At 37.9% G+C, this 16,994-nt stretch carries 21 protein-coding genes; 11 read left to right on the plus strand and 10 right to left on the minus strand.

Annotated elements, in window-relative coordinates; all coding sequences use genetic code 11:
* Positions 1 to 16 precede the first annotated feature (16 nt).
* Positions 17 to 757: a peptidylprolyl isomerase gene (locus AC4G3K_RS10610; protein ID WP_491077669.1), complete on the minus strand. Its 741-nt coding sequence runs from the start codon at positions 755 to 757 to the stop codon at positions 17 to 19.
* A 130-nt stretch (positions 758 to 887) separates the two neighbouring features.
* Between AC4G3K_RS10610 and kapB the strand changes: the two genes are divergently transcribed.
* Complete coding sequence (kapB, locus tag AC4G3K_RS10615) at positions 888 to 1,274, plus strand: kinase-associated lipoprotein KapB (protein ID WP_491077668.1); 387 nt, start codon at positions 888 to 890, stop codon at positions 1,272 to 1,274.
* 41 nt (positions 1,275 to 1,315) lie between these two features.
* Here kapB and kapD read toward each other — a convergent pair whose 3' ends face one another.
* Complete coding sequence (gene kapD / locus AC4G3K_RS10620; RefSeq protein WP_491133283.1) at positions 1,316 to 1,936, minus strand: 3'-5' exonuclease KapD; 621 nt, start codon at positions 1,934 to 1,936, stop codon at positions 1,316 to 1,318.
* A gap of 982 nt (positions 1,937 to 2,918) precedes the next feature.
* Between kapD and AC4G3K_RS10625 the strand changes: the two genes are divergently transcribed.
* The 7 genes from AC4G3K_RS10625 to mnhG are packed head-to-tail and all read left to right on the plus strand — an operon-like array spanning position 2,919 to position 8,675.
* Complete coding sequence (locus tag AC4G3K_RS10625) at positions 2,919 to 5,327, plus strand: Na+/H+ antiporter subunit A (protein ID WP_491133284.1); 2,409 nt, start codon at positions 2,919 to 2,921, stop codon at positions 5,325 to 5,327.
* Positions 5,324 to 5,746: a Na(+)/H(+) antiporter subunit B gene (locus AC4G3K_RS10630; protein WP_491077665.1), complete on the plus strand. Its 423-nt coding sequence runs from the start codon at positions 5,324 to 5,326 to the stop codon at positions 5,744 to 5,746. Before AC4G3K_RS10625 ends, AC4G3K_RS10630 begins: the two co-directional genes overlap by 4 nt.
* Positions 5,746 to 6,087 carry a Na(+)/H(+) antiporter subunit C gene (locus tag AC4G3K_RS10635; RefSeq protein WP_491077743.1) on the plus strand — a complete coding sequence of 114 codons (342 nt, stop codon included), beginning with the start codon at positions 5,746 to 5,748 and terminating at the stop codon, positions 6,085 to 6,087. Before AC4G3K_RS10630 ends, AC4G3K_RS10635 begins: the two co-directional genes overlap by 1 nt.
* Positions 6,080 to 7,564, plus strand: coding sequence for a Na+/H+ antiporter subunit D (locus AC4G3K_RS10640; protein WP_491133285.1), 1,485 nt, complete (start codon positions 6,080 to 6,082; stop codon positions 7,562 to 7,564). The genes AC4G3K_RS10635 and AC4G3K_RS10640 overlap by 8 nt, the downstream gene beginning before the upstream one ends.
* Positions 7,565 to 7,571: 7 nt before the next feature.
* Positions 7,572 to 8,048, plus strand: coding sequence for a Na+/H+ antiporter subunit E (locus tag AC4G3K_RS10645; protein ID WP_491077663.1), 477 nt, complete (start codon positions 7,572 to 7,574; stop codon positions 8,046 to 8,048).
* Positions 8,048 to 8,329 carry a Na(+)/H(+) antiporter subunit F1 gene (locus AC4G3K_RS10650; RefSeq protein WP_491077662.1) on the plus strand — a complete coding sequence of 94 codons (282 nt, stop codon included), beginning with the start codon at positions 8,048 to 8,050 and terminating at the stop codon, positions 8,327 to 8,329. The genes AC4G3K_RS10645 and AC4G3K_RS10650 overlap by 1 nt, the downstream gene beginning before the upstream one ends.
* Positions 8,316 to 8,675, plus strand: a complete 360-nt coding sequence (gene mnhG / locus AC4G3K_RS10655) for a monovalent cation/H(+) antiporter subunit G (protein WP_491077661.1) — start codon at positions 8,316 to 8,318, stop codon at positions 8,673 to 8,675. The genes AC4G3K_RS10650 and mnhG overlap by 14 nt, the downstream gene beginning before the upstream one ends.
* A gap of 49 nt (positions 8,676 to 8,724) precedes the next feature.
* Here mnhG and AC4G3K_RS10660 read toward each other — a convergent pair whose 3' ends face one another.
* Positions 8,725 to 9,111, minus strand: coding sequence for a hotdog fold thioesterase (locus AC4G3K_RS10660; RefSeq protein ID WP_491077660.1), 387 nt, complete (start codon positions 9,109 to 9,111; stop codon positions 8,725 to 8,727).
* 182 nt (positions 9,112 to 9,293) lie between these two features.
* Between AC4G3K_RS10660 and AC4G3K_RS10665 the strand changes: the two genes are divergently transcribed.
* Positions 9,294 to 9,473: an asparagine synthase gene (locus AC4G3K_RS10665; RefSeq protein WP_491077659.1), complete on the plus strand. Its 180-nt coding sequence runs from the start codon at positions 9,294 to 9,296 to the stop codon at positions 9,471 to 9,473.
* A gap of 117 nt (positions 9,474 to 9,590) precedes the next feature.
* Positions 9,591 to 10,013, plus strand: a complete 423-nt coding sequence (locus tag AC4G3K_RS10670; RefSeq protein WP_491077658.1) for a YuzC family spore coat inner layer protein — start codon at positions 9,591 to 9,593, stop codon at positions 10,011 to 10,013.
* A 44-nt stretch (positions 10,014 to 10,057) separates the two neighbouring features.
* On the opposite strand, the gene ymaG is transcribed toward AC4G3K_RS10670, so the two are convergent.
* From ymaG to AC4G3K_RS10705, 7 genes are all read right to left on the minus strand, one after another.
* A complete protein-coding gene (ymaG, locus tag AC4G3K_RS10675; protein WP_491077657.1) occupies positions 10,058 to 10,303 on the minus strand; it encodes an inner spore coat protein YmaG in 246 nt (81 codons plus the stop codon).
* Between the two features lie 147 nt (positions 10,304 to 10,450).
* Positions 10,451 to 11,959, minus strand: coding sequence for a leucyl aminopeptidase (locus tag AC4G3K_RS10680; protein ID WP_491133286.1), 1,509 nt, complete (start codon positions 11,957 to 11,959; stop codon positions 10,451 to 10,453).
* 411 nt (positions 11,960 to 12,370) lie between these two features.
* A complete protein-coding gene (spsC, locus tag AC4G3K_RS10685) occupies positions 12,371 to 13,036 on the minus strand; it encodes a stationary phase survival protein SpsC (RefSeq protein WP_491077655.1) in 666 nt (221 codons plus the stop codon).
* 129 nt (positions 13,037 to 13,165) lie between these two features.
* On the minus strand, positions 13,166 to 13,489 hold the full coding sequence (locus AC4G3K_RS10690; protein ID WP_491077654.1) for a YuiB family protein: 324 nt from the start codon (positions 13,487 to 13,489) through the stop codon (positions 13,166 to 13,168).
* Between the two features lie 96 nt (positions 13,490 to 13,585).
* Positions 13,586 to 13,708, minus strand: coding sequence for a YuiA family protein (locus AC4G3K_RS10695; protein WP_491077653.1), 123 nt, complete (start codon positions 13,706 to 13,708; stop codon positions 13,586 to 13,588).
* A gap of 152 nt (positions 13,709 to 13,860) precedes the next feature.
* Positions 13,861 to 14,340 carry an NUDIX hydrolase gene (locus AC4G3K_RS10700; protein ID WP_491133575.1) on the minus strand — a complete coding sequence of 160 codons (480 nt, stop codon included), beginning with the start codon at positions 14,338 to 14,340 and terminating at the stop codon, positions 13,861 to 13,863.
* Between the two features lie 96 nt (positions 14,341 to 14,436).
* Complete coding sequence (locus AC4G3K_RS10705; protein WP_491077652.1) at positions 14,437 to 15,654, minus strand: NAD(P)/FAD-dependent oxidoreductase; 1,218 nt, start codon at positions 15,652 to 15,654, stop codon at positions 14,437 to 14,439.
* A gap of 299 nt (positions 15,655 to 15,953) precedes the next feature.
* Between AC4G3K_RS10705 and AC4G3K_RS10710 the strand changes: the two genes are divergently transcribed.
* On the plus strand, positions 15,954 to 16,952 hold the full coding sequence (locus tag AC4G3K_RS10710; protein WP_491077651.1) for an NAD(P)/FAD-dependent oxidoreductase: 999 nt from the start codon (positions 15,954 to 15,956) through the stop codon (positions 16,950 to 16,952).
* Positions 16,953 to 16,994 lie beyond the last annotated feature (42 nt).

A 16,994-nucleotide genomic window follows, 5' to 3' on the forward strand; every position in this document is an offset into this window, starting at 1 on the left:
TTTTATAACTTCTTACTTATTTTAAAATATTGATTTTTTCAATCACTACATCATAAACCGGTTTGTCATTAGGACCCACTTTAGTCGTCGCAATGTCATCCACAACATCCATTCCTTCAATAACTTGTCCAAACACAGTATGTCTGTGGTCAAGCCAAGGAGTTCCGCCTATTTCCATGTATTTTTCTACTGCTTCTTGCGGATATCCCGCTTGCTCCATTTGGCCTTTAAGGTTCGCTTCAACGGCACCTTTTTGAACAATGAAAAATTGGCTGCCATTTGTACCAGGACCGGCATTCGCCATAGACAGAGCCCCACGGAAATTAAATAAATCCATAGAGAATTCATCTTCAAAAGATTTACCCCAGATACTTTCTCCACCCATTCCTGTTCCGGTTGGATCTCCGCCTTGAATCATGAAATCATTAATCACACGGTGAAAAATGATGCCTTCATAGTATCCATTTTCGGCATGAGTCAAAAAGTTTTCTACGGCTTTAGGGGCTTGATCCGGGAATAATTTAATTTGAATGGAACCTTTATTCGTTACCATCTCCACTAATCTTTCATTACCTTGCACTTCTGTAAATTGAGGTAATACTGTCATTTTATCATCGCCTGCTTTCTCTATAATGGTCTGGTCCAGCTTAAGCATCGGTTGCTCACCGGATTGGAAAGTCTTATCTTTGATAAAAAAATTCCAAATTGCTGCACCAAGGAGGATTATTAATAATAGTATCATGGTCTTCCACTTCATTTAAACTACCTCCAATTTTCCACTTTACACGATTCTCAAAAAAAAAGCACCTTTCCGGAAGTCTTTTTCTGGGATTGTCTGGCGGACATCAGTATGATAGAGATAACAGAACTGAATGGGGGTATAAAAAATGATTGAACACCACATAGGCGACAAAGTGACTGCACATTATAAAACAGGAAAGTATGTAGGAGAAGTCACAAATATTCGCTCAAATGGATATATTGTGGTTAAAACATTGGCTGTATTAAAACACCCTATGCAAGGTGACCTTCACCACCCAAAACAAACAGAAGTTGATTTTTTTCATGAACGAAAAGCTTTAGCTTACAGGGAACAAACGAACATTCCTGCTAATATGGTAAAACCTTTTACAGAAGATATTCCTGACTATACGAATTCCCTTCGCCATTCACTTGAAATCTTGAAACAGGACTTAAAAAATGATGAATCAAAATGGGCTGAAATGTGCCTGCAATGTTTAGCCAATTTGGAACACGAGTATTTTCCTTTATGACTAATGTAAAAAACCAAATCCTCTGCACTGATTTGGTTTTTTTACGCCAACCCATTGAATAGCTTTGAAAAATCTACGACATCTCCGATTGTTGTTGGCTTATAGTTATTCACATATCTCCTGTCCTGCTCCATTAAAGTAAACAATTCGTAAGTCATCCTCGCATCATCCAAGGCTTGGTGCCACACAACATCACCCTTGTCCCCATATTGCTCAACCGCTTTCCGTAAACCAGTCTGATTTCGGTCTCCGAAAAATTTTTTATACACAATTGATACATCTACTTGTTTTCCGCTTAAAGGAAACGCATGGCCTGAGTACTGACAATTTTGCCTCAATACCTTCATGTCCATGTTCCCCCATGTAGCAATCGTAGGATTATCAGGGTAATTTAAATTCTGTAATAATCTTAAAAAATCTTCAAATTCTACTCCACTCCTAAGATCTTCTTCAGTAATCCTCAGAAATTTTCTGCATCTGTTTGTCAAGTTCGGAAATGCTCTTGGGATCACGTAGGAATTATATTGATTAACTATCTTTCCCCTCTTTACTTCAATGATTCCATATTCGACGATTTCTGGAAAGAATCCTTTTGGATCGTCTCTTTCCTCAGGCATTGTAAATTCAAAATCTATAAATAAATATGGATCATCCTGATTCAAGACCCATCATCTCCTTAATTTCTTATTAGTAACCCAACTTATTTTCCACAATTCCTCTTTTATACAAGTTGACTTACAGATTGTTAGGAATGTGGAGAATAATTCGTTTTACTATCATTTCACCTGCTGATCCGTCATTATATGGTTCTCCCTGTCCTATAAACCGTTGGATCATCAGCAGTATCTATAAACTATTCTACTCATGAGCTTGTCTCGTTGATTGGGGGAAAACATATAAACCATCAACATTTAACCGAGTCTATGTCTATCTAAGTTCTCTATAGCAAAGCTCCACTACTAAGCCATTGCATGATATGCGCTTGTCTGTACTTAATTAACGCAGGCAACTACTGCTTTTATGAAGGTCGGCAGTCATGTGAGAGTTCATTCCGTCAAAAATTATAACGGATGTATATGGGTAAATTATTATTCAGTGGCATGTTGGAGAGGAAAGAAGTCCTGTTGTATAAGTACCGCAGATAGGATGCAGACAATGCTTACCGAGGTTGTTATGAATGGCACTGTACGGTCTGCTTACATCAATAAGCTTTAATGTAGAAAATAACATAAAACAGCAGTTAAAGAACAATAATATAATAAGGATAATTTAGTATTGGTATCTGGTAAGACGGCAGTCATTCGTATAGAGTCCATCGCTTTTAAAAAAGGAATTCGTTTTTATCATAATATAGACAGATAACGAAAGAACTGAATGCCATAATCGGTAGGAAGGAGATATAGCCCGTAACAAATGTATTGTTCATTTTCATTATTCCTTTTATTTTATATTTTCCCATTACTTTTTTTCTGAATTGATAAATGATTTTTTCCTTCATATAATAACGCGCTTTAAATCCCAAATACCAGTCTTTACAAGTACAGTATAATATAAATTTCCTGTATAATTTGCTATGCTAAATGTACTTATTAGTACATTTTGTTGTAAATTTTCAATATTTTATAAATAAATTAGGAGGTCCTTATGTCGATGCTTCACTTGAGTATATTATTGCCTTTTATGGCTGCAATCTGCATCCCATTCCTGGGCAAATATGCTCGTAAAATACATACTGGATGGTTCGTACTGATTATACCTATCGTATTATTTAGCTATCTGTTTACGTTCCTGCCTGAGATCTCAAATCACCAATCCATAACAGCAAGTTTTGCATGGATTCCTTCACTAAATATCTCATTTGATGTATATGTGGACGGATTAGGCCTGCTTTTCGCTATGCTGATAACGGGTATTGGTACGCTGGTTATTCTCTATTCCATCTTTTATATGGATAAAACGAAAGAAAAACTAAGCAATTTTTATGTTTATTTACTATTATTTATGGGAGCAATGCTTGGGGTTGTTCTATCTGACAACTTAATTGTCCTTTATACGTTTTGGGAATTTACAAGCCTTTCATCCTTCCTGCTGATTGGATATTGGCACGAAAGGAAAGGCTCTCGGTATGGAGCACAAAAATCTTTGTTAATCACCTTTTTAGGTGGCTTATCCATGCTTGGAGGTTTTATTACCTTATCCGTAATGGGAAATACCTTCAGCATCAGAGAATTAATCTCCATGGCTCCAGATTTAGTTAACCACCCGCTGTTTTATTTTTCCATGATACTCGTATTGTTAGGTGCATTTACAAAGTCCGCCCAATTCCCATTCCATATTTGGTTACCTGATGCGATGGAAGCACCAACACCTGTCAGTGCTTATCTCCATTCAGCAACAATGGTTAAAGCAGGAATCTATTTAGTAGCACGGTTGAGCCCTATCTATGCTTTATCAGGTGAGTGGATGTGGATTGTAGGCCTCGTAGGTATCATTACACTCATTTGGGGTTCCTTTAATGCAGTACGTCAGTATGATTTGAAAGGAATTCTTGCTTATTCAACAGTTAGTCAGCTCGGATTAATTATGTCCCTTCTTGGAATTGGCGCAGCTTCCATTCATTTTGGATCCGCTGATTCTAACGTATATATCGCTGCTGTTTCTGCAGCTGTTTTCCATCTGATTAACCATGCCACCTTCAAAGGTTCCTTATTCATGGTAGTTGGTATTATTGATCATGAAACAGGAACAAGAGACATTCGAAAGCTCGGTGGGTTAATGACCATAATGCCAATCACCTTTACGATTGCGACAATTGGGGCATTCTCTATGGCTGGCTTGCCACCGTTCAATGGATTCTTAAGTAAAGAAATGTTTTTTGGCAGCCTGTTAGACATAGCTCAGGCAGATTTCCTTAGCCTGCAAACTTGGGGAATTCTCTTCCCTATTATTGGATGGCTGGCAAGTGTATTCACGTTTGTTTACTGCATGATTCTCTTGTTCAGAACGTTCGGCGGTAAACTGCAGCCTGAGAAATTAGATAAAAAGCCGCATGAGGCACCGATTGGATTATTGATTTCACCAATCACGCTTGCAGCATTGGTTATTATATTTGGACTGTTTCCTAACATCCTATCTTCGACCATTATTGAACCAGCAACTTCGGCTATCCTGCCGAGCTTGTATGAGAATGGCAATCCGGAGCATCTCCATATCGCAATGTGGCATGGCGTAAATGGTGCCTTGCTGATGACAATTGGGGTTGTACTATTAGGAATCATCCTTTATAAGTTCTATCCAAAATGGAGCAAAATTTATACGTATTTCTCTGATAAATACACATTAAACAATGCGTATAATAAAGGATTAACTTCCCTGGATTCAGGTTCACGTATCATCACTCGCGGATATATGAACGGAAATATCCATGATTATTTAGTTTATATATTTGGATTTTTTATCATCAGTTTACTTTATACAATATGGAAAACCGATAGCTTTACTATCGAAACGACCGATATGACTCCGATTGGTGTATATGAAATTATTTTAGCCCTTATTTTAGTCATCGCATCAACAATGATTCTGTTTGCAAAATCAAGGCTAACTTCAATTATCTTATTGGGAGCAGTTGGTTACACGGTTTCACTTTTATTTGTTCTTTTCAGAGCACCTGACTTAGCACTAACGCAATTTGTCATTGAAACAGTATCTACCTCTCTGTTCTTGCTTTGCTTCTATCATTTGCCGGAGTATAAGCCAAAGGAAAAACGTATTCGCTTTAAAGTAACGAATATGGTGATTGCACTGGGTGTCGGTATTACCATGACACTTATCGCACTCACTTCTCACAGCACCAAGTTATTTGAGTCTATCTCTGAGTTTTATAAAGAGGTTACGTACAAAGAAGCCGGTGGAGAGAATATGGTTAACGTGATCCTCGTTGATTTCCGTGGTTTGGATACAATGTTTGAAATCACCGTATTATCCATTGCGGCCATTGGCATTTATACCATGATTAAGCTCCGTCTCACGAAAAGAGGAGGGGAAGAATGAAAACAAATGATTTGATTTTACAGACGGTTACTAAAATCGCTACATTTATTATTATTTTGTTCTCTATAAACATTTTCTTTGCCGGGCATTACACTCCTGGAGGTGGATTTATCGGTGGTCTAATGACTTCATCAGCCATCATTCTTTTATTGCTGGCTTTTGATTTGAAAACCGTTAAAGAATTTCTGCCGATCAATTATTTATCTTTGATAGCGGTAGGGCTGCTATTATCTGTAGGAACAGGGGCTGGCGCATTATTCTTTGATACTCCTTTCCTGACGCATGCCTTTCAATATTTTGATTTGCCGCTCCTCGGTCATACATCGCTCCATACAGCGGTTATCTTTGATACCGGCGTCTATCTGGTTGTCATCGGAGTCACAATGACCATTATTCAAACGATAGGGGAGAGTGAATGATGGAGATTTTAATGTGTGTTGTAATAGGAATATTGTTTACGATAGCTACCTATTTGCTTTTATCAAAAAGCTTGCTTCGGATTATTATCGGAACAAGTATATTGAGCCATGCGGTGAATTTATTGGTTCTTACCATGGGAGGATTAAAACAAGGTGCCGTGCCTATTTTAAGTGAGCAGGCAAAATCTTATGTGGACCCTCTGCCACAGGCATTAATCCTGACAGCGATTGTGATAAGCTTCGGTGTCACATCTTTCTTCCTGGTATTGGCCTATCGTTCCTATCAGGAACTTGGAACGGATAACATGGATCAACTGAGAGGAAATAAGTCATATGAATAACCTTGTTATATTACCAATATTGATTCCCTTATTGACTGGAATTCTATTGCTATTCCTAACGAAAAAAATAAATGCCCAACGAGTAGTCGCTTTATTTTCATCGATATTGCTCATGGTCGTTTCCATTTCACTTTTAATCGAAGTGAAAACAAATGGCATTTTAACTCTGCAAGCCGGCAGCTGGGATGCACCATTCGGTATCAGCCTTGTGGCAGATATGCTGGCAGCCTTGCTTGTTTTAACCACATCACTCATTACATTAGTGACGATTATTTATTCTTTTAAAAATATTGATGCAGCGCGTGAAAAGTATTTTTATTACGCCCTTATTCAATTTTTAATTGTTGGGGTTAATGGAGCATTTTTAACAGGCGATATCTTTAACTTATTTGTATTTTTTGAAGTAATGCTCATGTCATCCTATGTATTGCTGGTCACTGGCGGGACAAAAGTTCAGCTGCGCGAGTCCATTAAATACTTACTTGTAAATGTGATTGCTTCCGGCCTTTTTGTAGCGGCCGTCGCTTTCTTATATTCTGTCGTAGGTACGCTGAATATGGCAGATATTTCAGAAAGAATTGCTGAGGTAGATCAACCAGGAATTATTACAGTTATCGCTGTTTTGTTCCTAATTGTTTTTGGATTAAAAGCAGCCATCTTCCCTTTATATTTTTGGATGCCCGGTTCATACTTTGCACCGCCTATTCCAATCCTGGCCCTATTCGGCTCCCTTTTGACCAAGGTTGGGGTTTATTCCATTCTTAGAACCTTTACCATTTTGTTTTATCATCAAGCTGATTATACGCATACCTTGCTCGAGTACCTTGGAATTTTAACCATTATTTTCGGCAGTATTGGTGTATTAGCCTATATGGATGGTAAAAAAATTATTATTTACAATATTGTCATTGCCATTGGCGTCATTATCTTCGGTATTTCAATTATGAATACGGCTTCCATATCCGGTTCGATCATGTATACAATTCATGACATGATGATTAAAGCAGCTCTGTTTCTACTTATTGGAGTCATGATGGCCAAAACAGGGACAAGTAATATTAAGCGTATGGGTGGATTAATTCACGAATCTCCACTTTTAGCCTGGATGTTCTTCATCGCTGCTATATCATTAGCCGGAGTTCCGCCATTCAGTGGGTTTGCAGGAAAACTGCTAATCATTCAAGGTGCTTTTGATGAAAGACATTATGTAGGAGGGTTAGTAGTTCTATTCTCAAGTTTAATTGTTTTATATTCCGTAATGCGAATTTTTATATTTGCATTTTGGGGAGAGAAAAAGACTTACGACGAGGAAACTTCCAAAAAAGACAATCGCTTTTTATTGTTGCCGATTGGTATTTTACTCGTGGTCTCAATCTTGTACGGATTGGGTTCAGAATTTGTCTATACGTATGTTTCTGATGCAGTTGATGTATTAATGAATCCATCAGATTACATTCAGGCCGTACTGAAGGAGTGATGAAGATATGTCTTATCAAATATTATTAAATGTAATTTTGGCCTTGACCTGGATGTTCCTGACAACATCAGATACAGCCGCTTCATTTATTATTGGTTATCTAATTGGGGCGATTATCCTTTTTTTATTCAGACGCTTTTTTTCAACTCGTTTTTATATGCATAAAGTAGTTGCCGTTCTTCATCTTTTGGGAGTCTTTATACGTGAATTACTGATTGCAAATTTTGACGTTTTTAAAACCATTATTAGACCAAAGCTTGAATTGAAACCAGGCATCTTTACTTATGAAACAGAGCTTAAATCGGATTGGCAGATTACTCTTCTTTCCTGTCTGATAACTTTGACCCCCGGTACATTAGTGTTGGATATTTCTTCTGATAATAAGACAATATTCATTCATGCTTTAAATATATCGGAGATTCCTGAAATGCAAAAAAGCATAAAAAATTCATTTGAACGGCTTATTCTGGAGGTGAGTGAGTAATGATTAATTTTATCCTTCAACTGTCCCTCCTGTTTATAGCCATTTCCATGCTCATTCTAATCTATAGAGTAATCAAGGGACCTAGTATCCCTGACCGCGTGGTGGCTTTGGATGCCATAGGTATGAATTTAATTTGCATGATCGCCATTTTGTCTCTTTTACTCGACACATCCATGTTTTTAGAGGTGATCCTTCTGATTGGTATTCTTTCGTTCACTGGTACGGTTGCCTTTTCGAAATTCCTGGAGAAAGGGGAAATCATAGAAAATGAACGAAATTAGTTCCTATATTTTTGTTAGTATCGTTTTACTTGGATCTATTCTGGCCGTTATATCAGCACTCGGAATTCTCCGTTTACCTGATGTATATACACGTAGCCACGCTGCTTCAAAAACATCCACTTTGGGTGTAACCTTAGTGTTGCTTGGCACATTTCTATATTTTTGGATTACTAAAGGCCATTTCAACTCCCGTTTAATATTGGCGATCTTCTTTATTTTTATGACATCTCCGGTGGCAGGACATTTAATCAGCCGTGCTGCATATAATACAGGCATTAAATTATGGAAACATAGTGTTCGTGATGACTTAAAAGAGGCAAGAAAAAAACAGCAAAATAATAAGTGACAAAAAAAGAGGATGTTCACAAGGTCATTGCCGACCTTGCAGAACATCCTCATTTTTTTAGTTGAATCACAGCAAGTGTACATCTGCTGATACAAATCAGTTCATTTTCTTCATCCGTTATTTTAATTTCCCATACCATGGTTTTTTTACCTTTGTGTATGATCGTAGCAGTTGCCGTCACGAATCCATCTTTCTTACTTTTAAGGTGATTCGCATTGATTTCTAATCCAACAACCGCTTCTTTTTCCTCATCAACCATTGAATATCCACCAAGGCTGGCTACCGTTTCAGCAAGTGCTACTGAAGCCCCTCCGTGAAGAAGTCCCATCGGCTGATGAGTACGATGGTCCACAGGCATTGTTGCTACAACCTTCCCTTTACTGACCTCAATAATTTCTATTCCCAATGTCCCCATCAATGTTTGGCTTAAATCCATTTAATTGCCAACCTTCCCATAGCTTATTTGTTATCAATTCGATAAAGAGCGGAAAAATAAAGAAGTAAAGTCTTCTTAAAACTGATTTACCTTGAAATTAGTTTTAAATGTAAATCCACCTTACCATTGGATATCTGTAAGACTTTGCAGTGAGCATATCATAAAGATGGAGGATTGATTACATGGATATTCGAGAAGGAATGGTTCCAACAGTATTAGGTGCTGCTGTCGCTGCTACAGGTTATGCCCTTAAACAATCGCATACCAGCAATAAAATGATCGCCAATACACTATTTGGTTTTGGGCTTGCCCACATTGCACTTGGAGTAATCGACTTAGTCGAGCATCGAGATAAATACTAAGCGAACCTATATATCCAAGAATAAGCAACTTAACCGTTGCTTATTTTTTTGGTACTAATACAATCCTATCTTCTCTTATATATAGATATAAGTTTAATTCAATGAGGAGGTGCCCATATGTACGGAAATCAACAATTTTACAGTTGGACTCAAAGTCTTGGACCTCATTACCAAATACCCATGTGGATCAATCCGCCTGTGCGGTTTGTTTCTAATAGGAATTATTATTCGCCATATAGCAGAAAAGTTCCTGCCATAAATACAAGCAAATTTAGAAATTCGGCCAAAAAGACTGCATCCTATCTTGCTGAAGGATTAAATATTGCCAACCGAATTTCCACATCCCAGGAACTGGCTTATCAAATAATGACTGCTTCAGAGCTTAATAACATTAGCCAAGTGAATCAATTATTGCTTTCAACAGGTATTCAAATAGCCCCCTCCATTTATTATGATCCAGAGGGGATACGGCTCGTTTTTACTGACAAACAAACATCTCCCCCCTGTTGTGAAGTTGGAGTGGTTATCCGATGGAGCTAAAAACCAGCAGTTATCAAACTGCTGGTTTTGTTTACAAATTATTATTAATAAAATCCTCCACCATATCCCCATGGGTAGCCATATCCATACGGGGAACCATATCCATAGCCCCACGGATTGCTAAGTAATGCTCCCCCAATTAATCCACCGGCTAATCCTAAACCAAATCCTCCCCAGCCGAAAGGACGGCCAAATCCGAAACCAAAACCTGGCCTGCCGAAAGGACGGCCATATCCAAATCCACCACCAAAACCTGGCCTGCCCCAGGGTCTTCTCTGTCTATAATCCATCTGTAAAATACCTCCTGTGTGTTTGATGCCTACACTTATTATGTATGCAAAAACCTAGCAGCAGGTAAGGGCGGATGTCCTTAATAAGGACGGCATTTCTTTTTCATCACCTTAAATATCCTTTTTGTTTCCTTTAAGAAGGCTGGATTATTCTTCGCCATCCAAACCGAAACGTTCAACAAGTACGGCTAATGTCCTTGACATCACACCGGTAGCACCCGATGGGCCAAGCTCATAACCAGAACGTCTTGTGGATGTACCGGCAATATCTAAATGGACCCAGGGAGTGTCTTCAGCAAATTCACCAACAAATGCTCCCCCCATAATGGCATGCCCCTCTCCTCCCGGAGAATTATTTAGATCAGCTATTTTACTATTCCGGACCCGCGCTTTATCCTTTTCGGTAATCGGCAATCTCCACATCGGTTCTCCAGCTTCATCAGATGCTTTTAATACTTCCTCAAACCAGCTTTCATTATTTGTCATTGCTCCTGTCATATCAACACCTAAAGCAGTTATAACCCCGCCCGTTAATGTGGCCACATCAACTAAATAATCAGCTCCATGCTGTTTCGCATATGTGATTGCATCTGCTAATACAAGGCGTCCTTCAGCATCTGTATTTAAGACCTCAATTGTTTTGCCAGCCATAGAGACGATGACATCATCCGGCTTAAAAGCATTTCCGGAAATCATATTGTCCGTTGATGGTATTACAGCAACAACATTTTGTTCAGGTCTTAACTCACCAATAATCTCCATAGCTCCAAGGACAGCGGCTGCTCCACCCATATCTGTTTTCATTCCGACAATTCCTGTTTTAGTTTTAAGGGAGTACCCGCCTGTATCAAAGGTAATACCTTTACCGACCAATCCAATCACATCTGTCCATTCAGGTTTCCCTTGATATTTCAGGACAATCAGTTTAGGAGGTTCAGCCGACCCTTGATTGACGGCAAGCAAGGCTCCCATTCCAAGTTCCAGCATATCCTCTTTTTCAAGGATTTCACATTCAAACTGATACTTAACAGCTAATCCTTCGGCATAATTGGCCATGTCTGTTGATGTCAGCATATTGCCAGGCAGGTTCACTAATGTACGAGCTGAATTTGTCCCCTTTCCATATGTGTATCCAACAAAAAGGGACGATTCAACAAGCTCTTGATCTGCATCCGTGTAAACAGCAATCTCTTCAACTTTTTTAGCAGTTTCATTTTTCTTTTGCTTATAGCCTTCAAATTCATATGTAGACAATGCAAATGCTTCCCCTAATGCATGAGCAGCATCTTCGACCGTAATGACATCTGTTAAAAATGAGGTTAAATCAACACCAATCTGTGTCCACCCACTATCTTCAACTTTCTGAAACATTTTCCCAAAAGCCTCTTTTAGTTCTTCGAATGTTAGATCTCTTTGTTTGCCGAGACCTATGAAAACTAATCTTTCCGGAGGAATTAAACCAAGTGTATGTAATGTCGATACTTTTTTCTTTCGAGCAGAAATATCGCCGATTTTAGCTAGTTCCTGAAGTTTACCATTCATCTTTTTGTCTGCGTCCGATAAGATGGCGGCTAGCGTAATCGGATGATTAAAAGCCCCTGTTACCAAAACAGGTATCTGTATCTGACTCGGATTTTCTTTGATTACTCTAAACATAGAACCCCTCCTAATCGTTTTTCTTTTACCAGTGCCTTTTGCTGATAATCAGTTTGGCACTCCCCCTTTATCTTACCATTGACATCATTATTTAGAACCCATCACGCATTATCATTTATCTTACAGTTCCTAAACAAACCCTCTACTGCATGTTTTAATTGGTGTAGGGGAACTGGAAAAACAGCATTTTAGCGGCATGAACAAAAATGCTGCTGAAATGTACGAAAACCTTCATGAATTGGATGCATATGGGATTCGTTTACAGTTTAAGGAGTTTTCTGATGTAAGCCATGTATCAGTATTATTGCCACTTATAAATCGCGCCATTAGATTTGGGAGCATATAAAAAACAAATGCCCCGGGGGGATTTAAATACAAAAAAAACCGCCCAAAAGGAACGGTGAGAAGTCTCTAATTTTTGTTCATGATTTGATTTCTAAATACTTGCAAACTCTCTGTTTCATTTAATACCTTTAGCTCTTCTTCAGTTAGCTTGCCTGTTCCCTTACTGATTACATATACATTTAGCTGCTTTTTCCCCCATTGCTGATAGACATCCTCCACGCTGTCATAAAAGAGGTCTATTTTGTTCCCTTTTATGGCCGAACCTGTATCAGCTACCACTCCATACCCATATGAAGGAATAAAGAGAATAGTCCCGATAGGAAATACGCTAGTATCTGCTGCTATTGTTGAATACAAATCCCGTTTCACCTTCACACCAGAATAAGTAATCCCATATCCAGGATGAGTTGGATTTTTCCCGGTGGACTCGTACCCCGCTGTATATCCGGTAGCGATTACTTCTTTAGCAGGATATTTACTCCAATCATCATTATCTTCCAGTGAGGAAGCCGATTTTGCTTGTTTAGTGGTTAATGCGGTATCGTAGCTTGATAAAGACTTGTTTTCTGTCGGCTTTCTCAGGTTGTCCTTTACTATTTTGGAATGTATATGACGAAAACCAGGAAACTCATGAACATCGATCCCTGTAAAATATGAAAGAGTAACAAAAGTTGCCAGTAGTAATAAAAGAACTAGCGAAATTGCTCTGATTAATTTAAATGCATGGTCCATGTGATGATTTCTCCTTTCACACAAACCATTTTTCCCATTACCAGAAAATCTATTCTATTATCAGAAATGTGTATACGCGCATACGGATTAATTTAAATAAAAAAACCTTTACCAATTACTCGGTAAAGGTCAAAACATTCTGTATCCATTTGAACGAAGAATTCTAATTACTATGCCAGATAGAATAGAGCCTGCTAACCCTCCCAATAGAATAATCGCATCAGCGAGGGCAAGGTTGAATAAATGCTCCTTTAATAATTGAAAACTTGAAGATGGATTTACAAAGTACTCCGTTAACTTTAGATTATTAATAAAATATAAAGATACCAAAGGATAGATTACCGTCATAATCCATGTCTTTCTAAACAACATATTTAAAATAAACCCCAGCCCAAAAAATAAGATAAAGAATAAAACAAATGACACAATAACAACCGGAATCGACATGCCCATTCTCTATACTCCCCCTTAGTCGTACAAAAGTAAGTGTATAGGATGGAAGAATTTTCGTCAATTGGGTTGTTCTTGGAAAATAATATTCCGATGTTATTATTTTTTATTCTTTGTTTTTCCACTTCCACCGCAGCATGAACAGGTTTCAGATCCACCAAGCAATAATTGAAAATAACCTTTTCCGGAGCAATACGTGCACTGATATGATTTCTGATTCATAACCTAATCATCCTCCCATTTATTGAATTTTCAGATAATATAACAGAAAACACAGGAAATGAAAAGGGCTTTAAAAAATGTATAGATGGTATGTAAGCGTAATCATAATATCAATCCTTTTATATACTCGCTAATACGCAAGGATTATTTATTTATATAAACAACTTATAAGCTGTATATTGAAATATATCCCCTGGATTGATTCCTTCAAGTGGTTTTTTATGAAGAGACGCATGCTTTTCATTTAATTCCTTTAGTAGCAGAGAACTGTCCGGATCCCGCTTGATCTTCAGTTCATCCATAAAGGCAACATCCATTAGTTCATCTTCTTGAATCATAATCTCTCCAGCAATCGGTTCCAGTAAAAACAACAGCATATTATCGCTAATCTCATTGCGTATTACACCTGTTCTGAGACCAAATAACCCAATAACCTTTGTATCAATCCCTGTCTCTTCTTTAATTTCTCTGACCACAGCCTCGTCTGCAGTTCCCCCTGGATTTACGAAACCTGCCGGCAAAGACCATTTCCCCTTTAAACCGCCATATGACTTCTTCACAACGAGCCACCTGCCGTCTTTTGTTACGACTAGTCCCGCTACACCCAGCCATACATATTTGCTTCTTTCCAACATTTTATTTCAACACCCTTTCTTTAAATTACAAGATAACTTACAAAAAGCTGCCCTGAATGAACGGACAGCTTTCAATCTATAACGAACCCTAATTTAGATTAATTTAAATTTACCTTTTTTCATGAGAAGGGGTAATCCACCCATGATATATAAAGCACGATTATCAATGATTTTTTTCATGGCTGATGCCCTTGCACCTTTTAATTTTTTACCAAAAACCACGCCAATTGCGTCATCATCGCCAAGTGAGCATACAGTTCCCTTTTGTTCGTATACAAAATCTCTTAGCTTTTCACCTCGAAGCAATGCAATAATATTCTCTGCACATACTTCAGCTTGCTGCATGGAAATTTGAGCAGTTGGCGGATACGGACGATTAATCTCCTCATTAATGATCAATGAACAATCTCCAATGACAAAAGTATCTTCAAGGCCCGGTGCTTGTAAAGTGGGCTCCACTTTCACACGTCCACGCATCGCTTCAATTCCTGACTTCTCTATGATACTGCTTCCTCTGACTCCCGCTGCCCAGATAACTGTACCGGCTTTAATTAATTCTATTTCATTCTCACCAATACCCACTAGGATTCCCTCTTCTGTACAACCTTTAACTGGTGTACCAATCATGAATTCAACACCTTTTTTCTCCAAACGGGCTACAGCATATTGTACCAGTTCCGGATCAAATCCTGGCAGTGCGGATGGTGCAGCTTCGACACAAATAATGCGCGCTTTTATAGGATCTACATCATATTCTTCGCAAAGAGCCGGTATACGGTTAGCAAGCTCTCCAATAAATTCAATACCTGTAAATCCGGCACCGCCTACTACTATCGTTAATCTTTCTTCCTTTTTATCTGTTTGATATTGAGAAAATTGATAATCAATATGTTCTCGAATATGACGTGCTTTATTCACACTGGAAATACTGAATGCATATTCTTTTAATCCTTCAATGCCAAATGTTTCAGATTCAGCACCTAAAGAAACGACTAAATAATCATAGGAAACATTACCATTCTCGCAAATTACTATTTTTTCATCTTTTTTAATTTCTATAACGGTATCTTCAATCAATGTTACCTTATTCCGATCTATGACACTGCTAATGCCGTAACGTACTTTATCATGGTGTAATGTGCCTGCGGATGCTTCATGCAACCATGTAGTTTCATAATGATAATGATGCTTATTAATTAATGTAATCTCTGCTTCATTCACATTTAGCTTTTTTTGCAAGCGTTTAGCAGTTAATAGCCCGCCATAACCTGCTCCAAGAATAACGATTTGAGGTTTTTTCACTTGTATCACGTCCACCTTTTTATAAAATATAAAATGAAAATAAATTGTGATATCATTCACGTATATATAGATAAAAATGTCACAAAATATTAACAATTAGCTATAGATTACTATATTCCCTTTTGGTTAATTTTTCAAGTACTGGATTTTAAAAGAAAATTAATAAGCAACAATATTTGCTTTTACTTTTTAGAATAATTAAAATTATCTTCTTTATATACACTCTTAGCCTTTAGAGGAACGTTATACCAAAATATATGGTACTATTTATGTTATTAAGGATTTTTTCCAATATAGGGGGTTATCATGTGAATGAAGATCAAAATGTATATGATGTAACGGTCATCGGTGGAGGACCCGTAGGATTGTTCACGGCTTTTTATGGCGGTATGAGGCAAGCCTCTGTGAAAATCATTGAAAGTCTGCCCCAACTAGGCGGGCAATTATCCGCACTCTATCCTGAAAAATATGTATATGATGTTGCTGGTTTTCCAAAAATACTCGCTCAAGATTTAGTTAATAACCTTAAGGAACAAACGGCTAAGTTTGATCCAACTATTTGTCTGGAACAAGCTGTTCTTACTGTTGATAAACAGGCAGACGGCATTTTCAAATTAACAACAGATAAAGAAGTTCATTATTCCAGAACAATTATTATTACAGCGGGCAATGGTGCATTCCAGCCAAGACGCCTAGAACTCGATAATGCTTCTAAATACGAAGGAAAAAATCTTCATTATTTTGTTAATGATTTGAATAAATTTGCAGGTAAAAAAGTCGTTGTGTGCGGCGGCGGTGATTCTGCAGTGGATTGGGCATTGATGCTTGAGCCAATTGCAGAGGAAGTGACAATCGTTCATCGCCGTGATAAATTCCGCGCCCATGAACATAGTGTAGAAAACCTTAAAAATTCTAAAGTAATCATTAAAACTCCGTATATACCTTCTGAATTAGTTGGCGATGAAGAAAAAATCACACAAATTGTTTTGGATGATGCAAACGGTGAGCATAAAGAAATGATTGATGTAGATGACGTATTAGTTACATTTGGTTTTGTTTCTTCACTTGGTCCAATTAAAGAGTGGGGACTAGCTATTGAAAAGAATTCAATCGTTGTGAATAGTAAAATGGAAACAAATATACCGGGTATTTATGCAGCCGGTGATATATGTACGTATGATGGAAAAGTGAAGCTGATTGCAAGCGGATTTGGCGAAGCTCCAACTGCCATTAACAATGCAAAAGCATATATGGATCCTAAAGCAAGAATCCAACCTCTTCACAGTACCAGTATGTTTAAAGATTAATTCACTCTACTCCACAAAAAAGGAATTCAGACCAGTAAGAAC

The organism is Bacillus sp. z26 (assembly GCF_058313635.1).